This is a genomic window from Amycolatopsis sp. MEPSY49, assembly GCF_051337345.1.
Taxonomy (GTDB): domain Bacteria; phylum Actinomycetota; class Actinomycetes; order Mycobacteriales; family Pseudonocardiaceae; genus Amycolatopsis.
Map to the genome: position 1 here is coordinate 62,813 of NZ_JBDLYJ010000002.1, position 12,973 is coordinate 75,785.

14 protein-coding genes are annotated in these 12,973 nt (G+C 71.8%); 9 read left to right on the forward strand and 5 right to left on the reverse strand.

From position 1 onward, the window contains the following. The first annotated feature begins 3 nt into the window (after window positions 1-3). The 8 genes from ABFJ78_RS09270 to ABFJ78_RS09305 all read left to right on the forward strand — a co-directional run bounded on the left by ABFJ78_RS09270 (window position 4) and on the right by ABFJ78_RS09305 (window position 6,857). The gene (locus tag ABFJ78_RS09270) at window positions 4-1,026 is read left to right on the forward strand and encodes a pyridoxal-phosphate dependent enzyme (protein ID WP_436385465.1); all 1,023 of its coding nucleotides are present in this window, start codon (window positions 4-6) and stop codon (window positions 1,024-1,026) included. Then, entirely contained in the window at window positions 1,023-2,216 is a 1,194-nt protein-coding gene (locus ABFJ78_RS09275) for an ATP-grasp domain-containing protein (RefSeq protein WP_436385466.1), read from the forward strand. The genes ABFJ78_RS09270 and ABFJ78_RS09275 overlap by 4 nt, the downstream gene beginning before the upstream one ends. After that, window positions 2,213-2,383 carry a hypothetical protein gene (locus ABFJ78_RS09280; protein WP_436385467.1) on the forward strand — a complete coding sequence of 57 codons (171 nt, stop codon included), beginning with the start codon at window positions 2,213-2,215 and terminating at the stop codon, window positions 2,381-2,383. Before ABFJ78_RS09275 ends, ABFJ78_RS09280 begins: the two co-directional genes overlap by 4 nt. Then, window positions 2,380-3,876 (forward strand): argininosuccinate lyase, encoded by a 1,497-nt coding sequence (locus ABFJ78_RS09285; RefSeq protein WP_436385468.1) that lies wholly within the window; start codon window positions 2,380-2,382, stop codon window positions 3,874-3,876. Before ABFJ78_RS09280 ends, ABFJ78_RS09285 begins: the two co-directional genes overlap by 4 nt. Continuing rightward, complete coding sequence (locus tag ABFJ78_RS09290) at window positions 3,873-4,058, forward strand: MbtH family protein (RefSeq protein WP_436385469.1); 186 nt, start codon at window positions 3,873-3,875, stop codon at window positions 4,056-4,058. The genes ABFJ78_RS09285 and ABFJ78_RS09290 overlap by 4 nt, the downstream gene beginning before the upstream one ends. Before the next feature lie 17 nt (window positions 4,059-4,075). Next, window positions 4,076-5,191 (forward strand): GntG family PLP-dependent aldolase, encoded by a 1,116-nt coding sequence (locus ABFJ78_RS09295; RefSeq protein ID WP_436385470.1) that lies wholly within the window; start codon window positions 4,076-4,078, stop codon window positions 5,189-5,191. A 54-nt stretch (window positions 5,192-5,245) separates the two neighbouring features. After that, window positions 5,246-5,680, forward strand: coding sequence for a VOC family protein (locus ABFJ78_RS09300; protein WP_436385471.1), 435 nt, complete (start codon window positions 5,246-5,248; stop codon window positions 5,678-5,680). A gap of 139 nt (window positions 5,681-5,819) precedes the next feature. Continuing rightward, complete coding sequence (locus ABFJ78_RS09305) at window positions 5,820-6,857, forward strand: glycoside hydrolase family 43 protein (protein ID WP_436385472.1); 1,038 nt, start codon at window positions 5,820-5,822, stop codon at window positions 6,855-6,857. Window positions 6,858-6,897: 40 nt separating this feature from the next. Here ABFJ78_RS09305 and ABFJ78_RS09310 read toward each other — a convergent pair whose 3' ends face one another. Genes ABFJ78_RS09310 through ABFJ78_RS09320 form a run of 3 tightly spaced genes read right to left on the reverse strand, consistent with a single transcriptional unit; the run spans window position 6,898 to window position 10,202 of the window. Next, entirely contained in the window at window positions 6,898-7,653 is a 756-nt protein-coding gene (locus ABFJ78_RS09310; RefSeq protein WP_436385473.1) for an SDR family NAD(P)-dependent oxidoreductase, read from the reverse strand. Window positions 7,654-7,664: 11 nt separating this feature from the next. Then, entirely contained in the window at window positions 7,665-8,657 is a 993-nt protein-coding gene (locus ABFJ78_RS09315) for an LLM class flavin-dependent oxidoreductase (RefSeq protein ID WP_436385474.1), read from the reverse strand. A gap of 12 nt (window positions 8,658-8,669) precedes the next feature. After that, entirely contained in the window at window positions 8,670-10,202 is a 1,533-nt protein-coding gene (locus tag ABFJ78_RS09320; protein ID WP_436385475.1) for an acyl-CoA synthetase, read from the reverse strand. Window positions 10,203-10,318: 116 nt separating this feature from the next. Here ABFJ78_RS09320 and ABFJ78_RS09325 point away from each other — a divergent pair, with 116 nt between their 5' ends. Next, entirely contained in the window at window positions 10,319-10,930 is a 612-nt protein-coding gene (locus tag ABFJ78_RS09325; protein ID WP_436385476.1) for a TetR/AcrR family transcriptional regulator, read from the forward strand. 81 nt (window positions 10,931-11,011) lie between these two features. Here the strand turns inward: ABFJ78_RS09325 and ABFJ78_RS09330 are convergent, their stop codons facing one another. Both ABFJ78_RS09330 and ABFJ78_RS09335 read right to left on the reverse strand, forming a co-directional pair. Next, complete coding sequence (locus ABFJ78_RS09330; protein ID WP_436385477.1) at window positions 11,012-11,722, reverse strand: TetR/AcrR family transcriptional regulator; 711 nt, start codon at window positions 11,720-11,722, stop codon at window positions 11,012-11,014. Beyond that, window positions 11,706-12,953 (reverse strand): FAD-dependent monooxygenase, encoded by a 1,248-nt coding sequence (locus ABFJ78_RS09335; protein WP_436385478.1) that lies wholly within the window; start codon window positions 12,951-12,953, stop codon window positions 11,706-11,708. The genes ABFJ78_RS09330 and ABFJ78_RS09335 overlap by 17 nt, the downstream gene beginning before the upstream one ends. Between the last annotated feature and the right edge of the window lie 20 nt (window positions 12,954-12,973).

Here is a 12,973-nt window from a genome sequence, read left to right on the forward strand (position 1 = left end):
CCGATGACCCTTGCCGCCCCCGTCAGCCGGTCCATTGTGGAGGCCACCGAGCTGCCGCGGATCATCCGCATCCGGCCCGGCTTCCACGTCGCCGCCTTCGGGCTGATGAAGCTGCTGCCCGCCCGGTTCATGCTCGACCGCGCCGAGGAACGCGGCGAAGTCGGCCCCGGCACCACCGTGCTCGAGACGTCGTCGGGCACCTTCGGCCTCGGTCTCGCGATGGTCTGCCGCCTGCGCGGCTACCCGCTCACGATCGTCGGCGACCCCGCGATCGACGAGCCGCTGCGCCGGCGTCTCGAACACCTCGGCGCCCGCGTCGAAATCTGCCCGAAGCCCAGCCCGGTCGGCGGCTACCAGCGCGCGCGGCTGGACCGGCTCGAGGAACTGCGGGCCGAGTACCCGAACCACTGGGTACCGGGCCAGTACAGCAACCCGGACAACCCCCGGTCGTACGCGCTCGTGGCCGAGCAGCTCGCCGAGACGATCGGCGTCCCGGACTGCCTGGTCGGCGCGGTCGGCTCCGGCGGTTCGACGTCCGGCACGAGCTCGTTCCTGCGGATGCTCGTCCCGGAGATGACGCTGATCGGCGTCGACACCCAGCGCAGCGCCATCTTCGGCCAGCCGGACGGGCCGCGCGTGCTGCGCGGGCTCGGCAACAGCCTGGTGCCGCCGAACGTCGACCACGGCAGCTACGACCAGGTGCACTGGATCGGCGCGGCCGAGGCCTTCGCGGCGACGCGGGACCTGTACGCGCGGCACTGCCTGTTCATGGGCCCGACCAGCGGCGCGTCCTTCAAAGTCGCCGACTGGTTCTCCCGCCGCAACCCGGACGCCACCGTCGTCGCCCTGCTGCCCGACGAGGGTTACCGCTACCAGGACACGGTCTACTCCGACGAATGGCTGCGCGCGCAGGGGCTGGCGCACGCGGGGGCGGCCGAGCCGTACGAGGTCGTCGCACCGACCGAGCCCGGCGGCTCGTGGACGTGGCTGAACTGGGGCCGGCGGTCGCTGGCCGACGCGTCGTGACCCGCACGCTGCTGCTCGTCGAGAGCAACACGACCGGCACCGGACGGCTGTTCGCGCGGCAGGCTCGTTCGCTCGGTTTCGAGCCGGTGCTGGCCGCGGCCGAGCCGGCTCGCTACCCGTACGCGGCCGAGGACGGCGTGCGCGTGGTCCGCTGCGACACGGCGGACGCGTGCGCCGTGCTGGAGGCGGACATCGGCGAGCCCGCCGGGGTGACGAGCAGTTCGGAGTACTTCATCCCCGTGGCGGCGCGGGTCGCGGCGAAGCTGGGGCTGCCCGGGCCCGATCCGGTCGCCGTGGCGGACTGCCGGAACAAGGCCCACCAGCGGGCCGTCCTCCGGGCGCCGTGCACGGTGGCGACCTCGGTTTCGGAGGCGGTCGCGGCGGCGGTCGAGTTCCCGGTGGTGCTCAAGCCGGCCGAGGGATCGGGCAGCGTCGGCGTGCTGCGGTGCGAGACGCCCGAGGCGGTGGCCACCCAGGCGGCGGCGCTGCTTTCGGTGACGCACAACGAACGCGGGCTGCCGGTGCCGGCGCAGGTGCTGGTGGAGCCGTACGCGAGCGGGCCGGAGTACTCGGTGGAGCTGTTCGGCGACGTCGTGGTCGCCGTGGTGCGCAAGCACCTCGGGCCGGCGCCGTTCTTCGTCGAGGTCGGCCACGACGTCCCGGCCGCGCTGCCGCCCGCGGACGAGACGGCGTTGATCGACACGGCCCGGGCGGCGGTGACGGCGTTGGGCCTGGGCTTCGGCGCGGCGCACGTCGAAATCCGCCTGACGCCGTCCGGGCCGCGGTTGATGGAGGTGAACCCGCGCCCGGCGGGCGGGATGATCCCGGAGCTGGTCCGCGCGGCGACCGGCGTCGACCTGGTCGCGGCGCAGGTTTCCGCGGTGCTGGGGCTTTCCCCGGACCTCCGCGCCACTCGGCGGGCTTGTGCGTCGCTGCGCTTCCTCACGGCTACCGCCACTTCGGTGCTTTCGGCCGGCGACGCGGCGGAGAAGGCGTCGGCGGTTCCGGGGGTGGCCGAGGCCCGGCTGTCCCGCGCGGACGGCACCGTGGTCCGCCCGGCGCGGGACTACCGCGACCGGGCGGGGTACGTCCTCGCCGTTTCCGACCGCCCCCGCGGCGCCCGCGCGGCGGCCGCGGCCGGTCTCGACCGGCTGCGCGCCGCCCTGGTCCCGCAAGGAGGACTTCGGTGACCCTGCGGTTCCTCATCACCACGGTGGCCCAGGCTGCCCGCACCGACCGCCCGGCGCACGACATGAACGACTCTTTCATGTCGTCCGACGCGATGAACGAGTCGTTCATGACATCCGGGCGAGCCACCGCACCCCACCCGGACACCCCGGAAGGAGCACCTCGATGACCATCGCCCACCACTCACCACCGACGGGCGGGACCGGCCGGCTCACCAGCCCCATCTCCGCCGCGGCCCGCGAGATCCTCTTCGACCGCGACACCGCGCCCGCGCCCGATCCCGTCGCCGCCGAGCTGGGCCTCATCAGCCAGGTCGACCGCGCCCACGTCGTCATGCTCGCCGAACGCGGCATCGTCGACCGGAACCGGGCCGGCGAACTCCTCGCCGGCATCGAGGACCTCAGGAAACAACGGTTCGCGCCGCTGCACGACGTCCCCGCGCCGCGCGGCCGTTACCTCGCCTACGAAACCCACCTCATCGACACCCTCGGCGCCGAGGTCGGCGGCATCCTCCACAGTGGACGCTCGCGCAACGACCTCAACGCCACCGTCGTCCGGCTGCGGCTGCGCGAGCCGCACGAACGCCTGCTCGCCGAGTCCGACGCCCTCGGCCGCGCCCTGCTCGACCGGGCCCGGCGCTGGGCGGACGTCACCATGCCCGCCTACACCCACCACCAGCCCGCCGTCCCGATCACCTACGGCCACTACCTCGCCGGGGTGGCGAGCGCGCTCGTCCGGGACGTCGAGGGCCTCTGGCAGGCCGGTGCGGAGATCGACCAGAACCCGCTCGGCGCGGGCGCGGTCGGCGGCACGTCACTGCCGGTCGACCAGCACCGCACCACCGCGCTGCTCGGCTTCGCCACCCCGATCGCGAACTCGCTGCACGCCGTCGCCTCGCGGGACCTGGTGCTGCGCCAGCTTTCCGCGGCCACCGTCCTCGGCGTCCTGCTCTGCCGCGTCGCCCACGACCTGCAGGCGTGGACCAGCGCCGAGGCCGGGCTGCTGCGGCTCGCCGACGACGTCGTCGGGTCGAGCTCGATGATGCCGCAGAAGCGCAACCCGTTCCTGCTGGAGCACGTCCAGGGCCGCGCGCTCGCCCCGCTCGGCGCGTTCACGGCGTCGGCGAGCGCGATGGCCACCGCGCGGTTCACCAACGCCATCGCTGTCGGCACCGAGGCCGTCGCCCCGGCGTGGTCGGCCCTGGAAGCCGCGACCGACGCCGTCGTCCTGCTGCGGCTGGTCGTCGAGGGAGCCGAACCGGTGCCGGAGCGGATGTACGCGCGTGCCGTCGACGGCCAGACCGCGGCCACGTACCTCGCCGAACGGCTCGTCGACACCGGCGTCCCGTTCCGGCAGGCCCACCACGACGTCGGCGCCATCGCGAAGGAGGCGCTGGCCGCGGGGGCGCCGCTGCACGAAGTCGCCCGGGCCCGGCTCGGCGGGCAGCTCGAGCACGCGCTCGACCCGGCCGAGGTCGCGCAGCACGCGGCCCACGGCGGCGGTCCGGCGCGGGCGTCCGTGCTCGCCGCCGTCACCGAAGCCGAGACGGCGTACGCCCGGATCCGCACCGCGGCCGAGGACCGCCGGTGGCGCTGGAGCAAGGCCGATGTCGGGCTCGACGAAGCCGTCCGCTCCCTCATCGAACCCCGGAGGACGCCGTGACGTTCACCGTCGTCCGCAACGACGAAGACCAGTACTCGCTCTGGCCCGCCGGCCGCGACCTGCCGCCGGGCTGGCTGAGCGCCGGCGTCACCGGCACGCGCGAGGAGTGCCTCGCGCACATCGACACCGTCTGGACCGACATGCGCCCGCGGAGCCTCCGCGAACGCATGACCACCCGCTGACCCTCTAGGAGCCCGTTGTGACCACGTTCGCCGACGACCTCGCGACCCTCCGTCCGGAGACTTCGTCCACTCAGGACACTTACGTCGAGCTGCGCAGCGACACCTTCACCCTGCCCACGCCGACCATGCTGGAGGCCGCCGCGCGCGCTCCGCTCGGCGACGACGTCTACGGCGAGGACCCGACCGTGGACCGGCTGGAGCAGCTCGCCGCCGAGCTGCTCGGCAAGCAGGCCGGCTGCCTGATGCCGAGCGGCACCATGGCCAACCTGACGGCGCTGCTGGCGCACTGCCCGCGCGGCGGCAAGGCGATCGTCGGGCACGAGTCCGATGTGTACGTCTACGAAGCGGGCGGGGCGTCGCTGTGCGGCGGCATCGTCTACGACCCGCTGCCGAACCTGCCCGACGGCACGATCGACCCGGCGGCGATCGCCGAGGCGTGCGCGGTCGACCGCAGCGACCCGCAGATCGCGCCACCGGCGGTGCTCAGCCTGGAGACGCCGCAGAACCGGTGCGGCGGGCTGCCGCTGCAGCTGGACTACCTCAGCGAGGTGTCGCGGCTGATCCGCTCGCACGGCATCGCCCTGCACCTCGACGGCGCCCGGCTGTTCAACGCGGCCGTCGCGCTCGGCGTCAGTGCGGCCGAGGTGGCCAAGCACGCGGACACCGTGCAGATCTGCCTGTCGAAGGGCCTGTGCGCGCCGATCGGGTCGGTGCTGGTGGGCGACCGCGTGACGATCGCGGCGGCGCGCCGCATGCGCAAGATGCTCGGCGGCGGCATGCGCCAGGCGGGCATGATCGCGGCCTGCGGCATCGTGGCGCTGACGGACATGACCGAGCGCCTGGCCGACGACCACGCCCGCGCGGCACGGCTGGCGCGTGGCCTGTCGCGCATCCCCGGCGTCCGGCTGGACCCGGGCCCGCCGCTGACGAACATGGTGTTCTTCAAGGTCCGCGACGACCGCTACACGACCCGCACCCTGATCGAGGCGGCCCGCAGGCGGGGGATCCGGGTGGAGGAACTGGGCACCGACCGCATCCGCGCGGTGACGCACGCGGGCATCGACGACGACGCGGTCGACCGCGCGATCTCGGTGTTCGGCGACCTCCTCGGCCACGACGCGATGGTGCGCTGAGCCCCCGGCGGCCCGGGGGCGGGGTGCCGGCCCCGGGCCGTCTAGGGTGGGCGGATGGGGAAGATCAGGCAGGTGCAGATCACGTTCGACTGCGCGGAACCCGAGCGCGTCGCCCGGTTCTGGTGCGAGGTGCTGGGGTACGCAGTCCCGCCGGCGCCGTCGGGGTTCGCGTCCTGGGCGGAGTTCGACGCGTCGCTGCCTGCCGACCGCCAGGGGGCGGCGTTCGCTTGTGCCGATCCGTCCGGGGCGGGGCCGCGGTTGTTCTTCCAGCGGGTGCCCGAGGGCAAGGTCGTGAAGAACCGGGTGCACCTGGATGTGCGAGTGGGCACGGGGTTGGTGGGTGCCGAGCGACTGGCCGCTTTGGAAGCCGAGCGGGACCGGTTGATCGCGCTGGGGGCGAGCCACTTCCAGACGCTGTACGCCGACGAGTACAACGAGTCGTGCATCGTGATGCAGGACGTCGAGGGCAACGAGTTCTGCCTCGACTGAGGCCGTCACCGGTTCAGACCAATTTCGCCCCGACTGGATCGAGCAAGTACCGGCGGCCCTACCCATCCCTCTCGATCACCGGTGATCCTGCCTGAGGGTTCCCGCTCTCCGGGACCGCACTCGACCGAGGGGTGGGGTCATGAAACTCGCCGCCGCTTTCCTGCTCTTCCTCACCATGATCGTCACCGGCTCACCAGCGGAAGCCGGCCAGACCTCCCTCAAAGCCGCCGACCCCAGCGTTCTGCGGGTCGGCTCCACCTACGTCGGCGTGCAGTCGTCCGGCGGCGGGATCGTCGTCCGGCAAGCCACCTCGCCGGACGGCCTCGCGAGCGCCACGGCAAAACGGATCTGGTCGGACACCCGGGGGCTCGGGGAAGTCTGGGCGCCGGAGATCGTCACCGACGGCGGCCGGTTCTACGTGTACTTCACCGCCGGGACCGGCGCCGCGCACCGGATGTACGTCATCAGCTCGACCGTCGCCGACAGCGGGTACACCGGCGAAACCCAGCTCGCGCTGCCCGACGGCAAGTGGGCCATCGACGGCACCCTCTTCACCTTCAACGGCCAGCGCTGGTTCGTCTGGTCCGGCTGGGCGGGGGACACCAACGTCGAGCAGAACCTCTACATCGCCCGGATGAGCACCCCGACCACTCCGACCGGCGGGCGGTACGTCATCTCGCAGCCGCGGGAAAGCTGGGAGCGGGTCGTCGGCAACCCGTACATCAACGAAGCGCCCGAAGCCATCAAGGATCCCAACGGCCAGTTGCACATCGTCTACTCGGCCAACGGCAGCTGGAGCGACCAGTACTGCATCGCCGAACTCCGCCTGCGCGCCGGCGGCGATCCGACCTACGTGTGGGACTGGTACAAGTCGAACGGGTGCCTCTTCGGCTCGAACCGCGCCACGATGATGGCCGGCTGGGATCCGACGCTGTACGTCAACGGCCCCGGCCACAACACCTTCGTCCTGCTCAACGGCGACATCGCGACCAGCCCGCCCGCCGGCCCGCGGTTCCCCCTGATGTTCCACGCCGTCCCGAAGGGGACGCCGTACTCCTGGGCGAACCGCTCCTGGTACACCGGCACGTTCTGCTGGTGGGGCTCGACGACCTACAGCCGCGCGAACGTCCCCGGCGCGAACACCGACACCGGGTTCAGCCTGAAGTTCTTCGAGTGAGGGAGCCGGCGGGCCGGGGCATGGCCCGCCGGCCGGTTCCTCACACCAGCGACGCCGTCAGGCCGCCGTCGAGGACGTAGTGGCTGCCGGTGATCCAGGTCGCGCGGTCGGAGGCCAGGAACGCCGCCACCTCCGCGATGTCCCGCGGGGTGCCCAGCCGGCCCTGCTTCGCCGCGACGAGGTCGCCGAACGGCACCTGGGTCGCCGCCTCGAAGTCGGGGACCAGGCGCTCGACCATGGCCGTGTCCGCGAAGCCCGGGCACACCGCGTTGACCCGGATCCCCGCCGGCCGCATTTCGACGGCCGCGACGCGGGTCAGCTGGATGACCGCGGCCTTCGTCGCGCAGTACGACCCGAGCAGCGGGCTGCCGCCGATGCCGGCGATCGACGCGATGTTGACGATGTTGCCCTTGGACTCCACCAGGTGCGGGGTCGCCGCCTTCATCGCCACGAACGTGCCGCGCACGTTGACGGCGAAGATCTTGTCGAAGCTCTCCGTCGACTGCTGCAGCAGCGGCGACGACACCTCGATGCCGGCGTTGTTGACCAGGACGTCGAGGCCGCCGAGGAGGTCGACCGCCTGCTGGATGGCCGCCTGGACCTGGGCTTCGTCGGTGACGTCGCAGTTGGCGACGCCGGCGGCGCCGATCTCGTCGGCCGCCTGCTTGGCCGCGTCCGCGTTCATATCGCTGACCACGACCTTCGCGCCGCGTTCGGTGAACAGCGCCGCGATCGCCTTGCCGATGCCCGCGCCGGAGCCGGTGACGAAGACGCGCTTTCCCTCGAGTTCGGACATGCTGGTTCCTCTCACATCGCTTCGATCTTGGGCAGGATCTCTTCCTTGAGACGCTTCATGTCGTCGAGCGTCTTCGCAACCGGGACGTCCTGGAACGGCGGCCACAGGAACGGCATCGTCAGCCCGGCTTCCCGGTAGCGCTTGAGCTGGTCGGTGATCTGCCGTTCCGAGCCGACGAGCAGATTGGTGCCCTTGCCCAGGAAGGACTGGTCCATGTCCTGGTCGGTGATGACGAACCAGATCATGCTGGAGATCTCGAGGTCGTCGACCGAGCGCGGGGTGTCGAGGGCTTCGAGCTCGCGTTGGATCTCGGTGCGCCAGCGCTTGATGTCGTCGGGGGAGTCCTGGATGCCGATCCAGCCCGACAGGCCGTACTTCGCGATGCGCGCGGCCGAGCGCTTCGCGTCCTTGAGGCCGCTGAAGAAGATCGGCGGGTGCGGCTTCTGCACCGGCTTCGCGCCGAACCCGCTGCGCTGGAAGTCGGCGAACTCGCCGTGGTACTCGAACAGGTCGTTGGTCCAGATGCCCTGCATGATCTCCAGGGTTTCGCGGACGTGCTTGTGCCGCTTCGGGAAGATGTGCGACGCGCTCGCGGCGGCGAACTCCTCGGGCATCCAGCCGGAGCCGACGGCGACGTTGAGCCGGCCGCCCGACAGGTGGTCGATGGTGGCCAGCTCCGCGGCGAGGACGCCGGGGGAGCGGTAGGGCGTGTCGATGATGCTCATCCCGATCCGCACCTTCGACGTCTTGGCCGCGAGCCACGGGATGAGCGGCATGCCCTGCAGGAACTCGCCCCGCGAGCTGACGGGCAGGCCCTTCGGGAACCCCTCGATCATGCCGAAGGCGTACTGCATCTCCTCGGTGTCCGACGTCTCCGGCACGATGATCCGGTCGAGCGTCCAGACGGAGTCGAAGTCGAGGTCCTCGGCGAGGGCGGTGAGGTCCTCGAGCTCCGGCACGGTCACCTTGTCGCGGAAGTTCGGCAGGTAGAGGGCGAGTTTCATGGGTGTTCCCTTTCAGCGGGCGGTGAGGGAGGTGCGGATCTCGGCCTTGAGGACCTTGCCGACGGTCGAGCGGGGGAGTTCCGGCCAGACTTCGATCTGCTTGGGTGCCTTGACGCTGCCGATGCGGTCCTTGACGAACGCGATCAGCTCGCCGGTGTCCAGTTCGGCGCCGGGTCTCAGCTGGACGACGGCGGTGACGCGCTCGCCCCACTTGTCGTCGGGCAGGCCGATCACGGCGCAGTCGCGGACGGCGTCGTGGGCCAGCACGGCCTGCTCGACTTCGGCGGAGTAGACGTTGAACCCGCCGGTGATGACCATGTCCTTGGCGCGGTCGACGATGTGCAGGAAGCCTTCGCCGTCGAGGAAGCCGATGTCGCCGGTGTGGTGCCAGCCGTGGGCCGACGCCTCCGCCGTGGCCTCCGGGTTCCGGTAGTAGCCGGCCATGACCAACGAGCCGCGGACGCAGATCTCGCCCCGTTCGCCTTGGGGTAACGGGTTTCCGTCGGCGTCGAGGATCGCCACGGTGACCAGCGGCGACGGGCGGCCGGCCGACGACAACCGTCCCGTGTGGACGGTGCCGTCCGGGTGCCGGTGCTCGGCGGGTGACATCGTCGAGATCATCATCGGCGCCTCGGACTGGCCGAAGAGCTGGGCCATCGGCCCGATGCGGTCGAGGGCTTCGGCCAGCCGGGTCGTCGACATCGGCGCCGCGCCGTACCAGAAGCACTGCAGCGACGAGAGATCCGTGGTGTCCAAGGCTTCGTGGCCGAGGACCAGGTAGATGAGCGTCGGCGGCAGGAACGTGTGGGTGACGCGGTGGCGTTCGATCAGCTCCAGGAAGCGGCCGACGTCGGGCTTGGGCATGATCACGACCTCGCCGCCGCGGGCGAGGACCGGGAAGCACAGGACGCCGGCCGCGTGCGTCAGCGGAGCCAGCGCCAGGTACACCGGGCGGCCCTCGAAGGGGTAGCTCATCAGCGTGATCGCCGACATCACCTCGAGGTTGCGGTCGGTGAGCATGACGCCCTTGGGGCGGCCGGTGGTGCCGCCGGTTCCGACGAGGGCGACGACGTCGTCGGGCTGCGCGGCCGCGGCGGGCGGGTCGTCGTTCGCCTGGCCGAGCCAGTCCTGGAACCCGGGCGCGAAGCCGTCGCCCTCGCCGAGCCGGACGAGCGTGGTCAGCTTCGGCAGGTCGGGTGCGATCTTGCGGACCAGGTCCTCGAAGGCGGGCTGGAAGACCAGCGTGGTGCAGTCGAACAGGTCCAGCAGCTCGGCGTTCTCGCCGGCGGCGTTGCGCGGGTTGATCGGGCACCAGACCGCGCCCGCCCGGGAGATGCCGAAGACGCAGGTGAACGCGGTCGGGTCGTTGGCCGAGAGGATGCCGACCTTGTCGCCGGGCGCGACCCCCGACCGGCGCAGGGCGCGGGCGACGGCCTCGGCGAGCGCGACCACTTCGCCGTAGGAGCGGGAAACCCCGTCGAGGGTGAGGCAGGGCGCCCCGGGGTCCAGGGAGGCGCCTTTTTCCAGGTAGAAGAACAGAGACATCGTCGTCCCTCCCGAACTCCGCCGGCGGCTGGTGACGACCTTGGCCGCCGTTTGGACGAATGTCAAGATTTTCTTGGACGATTGGTCAGAGAAGTGCTCGATGGTATGTTCGGACGGTGACCAGCGCAGCCGCCGTGAGGCGCCGAGTCGACAAGTTCGAGGACCGCCGCCGGGAACTGGCCGACGCGGCGTTGCTCGCCCTGGCCGACCTCGGCTACGCCCGCACGAGCCTGCGCACGATCGCCGAGCACACGAAGTTCTCGCACGGCTTGCTGCACTACTACTTCGCCGACAAGGTCGAGCTGATCACCTACTGCGTGCGCCGCTACAAGGAGGCGTGCGTGCAGCGGTACGAGGGCGGGGTCGGGGCCGCCGACACCCCCGAGGACCTCGCCGCGGCCTGCGCCGACGGGCTGGCGACGGCGCTGGCCGAAGCCCCGCTCATGCACCGCCTCTGGTACGACCTGCGCACGCAGTCGATGTTCGAGGAAGCGTTCCGCGCCGACGTCGCCGAGATCGACGAGGGCCTCCAGGAGATGATCTGGCGCAACGTCTCGGCCTACGCCGAGCTCGCCGGCGGGTCGCCGAACTGCACCCCGGCCGAGGCCTACGCGCTGTTCGACGGCTTGTTCCAGCAAGCCCTGCTGCGCCACCTGGCCGATACGGCCGAAGCCCTGGACGACTTCCGGCGCGGCGTCCGCGAGCTGTTCCCGCGCCTGGTCGGCTGAGGTCAGGGCGGGACGGGAACTTCGCCCAGGGGGCCGTTCGCGCGGGAACCGTGGTAGCGCAGGATGATTCGCGCCGGACGGTCAGCCGAGCGTCGGCCGGGTGATGATTTCCAGCGCCGTCGCGCGTCCTTCGGCCAGGGACCGGAGACCCTCCGCTGCGGTGGCCCGTACCTGGTCGGCGGTGGCGCGCTCGGGGCCGAGCAAGGCCGTGACGGCGGTGGCGAACGCCGGGTCCGGGTCGGCGGACCCGCCCGGGCGGAACCGGTTTTGCGTGGTGAGCACGACGAAACCGGTCAGCAGGGCGTGCAGCGCCATGGCCTGCTCCTCGAACGCCCAGTCGGTGCGGGCCAGGTCGTGGCGCCGCCAGATCGGCAGCACGTCGTACATCACCGCGTCCGGCCCGAGCGTGTCGAGCAGCTCGGCCGAGCGCGGGTCCTCGGCGAGAGCGCCGAGGAGGCCGTCGTCGCTCCCGCGCAGGGCGCTGACGAACGGGTGCCGGGACGCCGTCCGCAGCATGTGGGGAAGGAGCCGGGACGGGCGGGCCAGGTCCGGGTCGGCGGTGACCGCTTCGGTGACGTCGTCGGCGAGGGCCAGGAAGTCCCGGCAGATCAGGCCGAGCAGCAGGTCTTCCTTGGTCTTCCAGTACAGGTAGACCGTGCCCTTGCCGATGTGGGCCTTCGCGGCGACGTCGGCGATCGTGACGCCCTTGCTGCCGCGGCCGAGCAGCAGCTCACCCGCGGCGGCGAGGATGCGCGCCGCTTTGGGCGAGCTGTGTTCAGGCAGGTCCGGCAACGCTGGTCCTCTCGTCGGTGCTGCGGGCGACGATATCGGCGTTCTTGAACCGCTCGATGTCGTCCACCCGCATCATCCGCCGCAGCAGGCGGCCGCCCAGCTTCGTCCTGCCCAGTTTCGGCAGGACCCGCCGGAGCCGGACCTCCAGCCGGGTGTCGGCCATGAAGATCTTTCGGTCGGCGAACGCGCCGTCCTGGTAGTGGTCGAGGTAGGGCCGCAGCCCGCGTTCCCACTCGGTCAGCGCGGTCTCGAGGTCGTCGTGGCGTTCGAGCATCGTGCCGAGCAGGTCGGCGCCGGTCAGCCCGGCCGAGACCCCCATGCCCGCGTAGAGGGTGACGCACCAGGCGGAGTCGCCGACCAGCACGACGCGCCCGCGGTGCCACCGCCGCATCCGCACCTGTTCCACCGAGTCGAACAGGACGTCGCCGGTCGTTTCGAGGTGGTCGAGGACGTCGGTGAGCGTGCGGCCCAGCGGCTCGGGGCCGAACGCTGTCCGCAGGCGCCGCGCGGGAGGCTCGGTGAACTCGGCGTCGACGTCGTCGGTGCGGTAGGTCAGCATGATCGTCGGGTTGTGGTCGGCGAAGGCGAACACCCACATCGAGCGGCCCGGCTCGAGCAGCGTCGCCCCCTGTCCGGGGGTGAGGCCGGCGGGCGTGCCGTCGTACTCGAACGCGGCGACCACGTAGCCGAGCCGGTGCAGGTGCTCGGCGTGCGGCCCGAACACCAGCGACCGGACGGTCGAGCGGAGGCCGTCCGCGCCGACGACCAGGTCGAACCGCTCGGTGACCGAGGTGCCGGCCGCGGTGTCCCGCAGGGTGACGTCGACGCCGCCGTCGTCCTGCTCGATCGCGGTGGGCACGGTCGAGTACCGGATCTCCACGTCGTCCGGCAGCGCCGAGTACGCGGCCTTTTCCGCGTCGCCGCGCAGCATCAGCCACGGCTTGCCCGGCAGGTCGGCGAGCCCCGCACCGGCTCGGACGCGCCCGTGCCGGGCGAGGGTCAGCGGCGGCCGGTCACCGGCGCGGTCGTGGAGGGCACCGTCGATGCCGAGCCGGCGCGCGGCCGCCTTGCCCGCGCCGAACAGCGCGACGAAGTAGCCGCCGGAGCGCCGGGCGGGTGCTCGTTCGACGAGTACGGGGGTCCAGCCCGCGGCGTGCAGCCGGGCCGCCGTGGCGAGCCCGCTCACGCCCATCCCGACGACGAGCACCCGGCCGGTCTTGTGTTCCGTCATGCCGACCACCATACTGACCA

What these genes read in the sequence shown, in the direction of transcription:
- ABFJ78_RS09285 (WP_436385468.1), top strand. Translation starts at nt 2,380, where the DNA reads ATGACCATCGCCCACCACTCACCACCGACGGGCGGGACCGGCCGGCTC.
- ABFJ78_RS09310 (WP_436385473.1), bottom strand. Translation starts at nt 7,653, where the DNA reads ATGTCCGAACTCGAGGGAAAGCGCGTCTTCGTCACCGGCTCCGGCGCG.
- ABFJ78_RS09320 (WP_436385475.1), bottom strand. Translation starts at nt 10,202, where the DNA reads ATGTCTCTGTTCTTCTACCTGGAAAAAGGCGCCTCCCTGGACCCCGGG.
- ABFJ78_RS09270 (WP_436385465.1), top strand. Translation starts at nt 4, where the DNA reads ATGACCCTTGCCGCCCCCGTCAGCCGGTCCATTGTGGAGGCCACCGAG.
- ABFJ78_RS09315 (WP_436385474.1), bottom strand. Translation starts at nt 8,657, where the DNA reads ATGAAACTCGCCCTCTACCTGCCGAACTTCCGCGACAAGGTGACCGTG.
- ABFJ78_RS09305 (WP_436385472.1), top strand. Translation starts at nt 5,820, where the DNA reads ATGAAACTCGCCGCCGCTTTCCTGCTCTTCCTCACCATGATCGTCACC.
- ABFJ78_RS09300 (WP_436385471.1), top strand. Translation starts at nt 5,246, where the DNA reads ATGGGGAAGATCAGGCAGGTGCAGATCACGTTCGACTGCGCGGAACCC.
- ABFJ78_RS09335 (WP_436385478.1), bottom strand. Translation starts at nt 12,953, where the DNA reads ATGACGGAACACAAGACCGGCCGGGTGCTCGTCGTCGGGATGGGCGTG.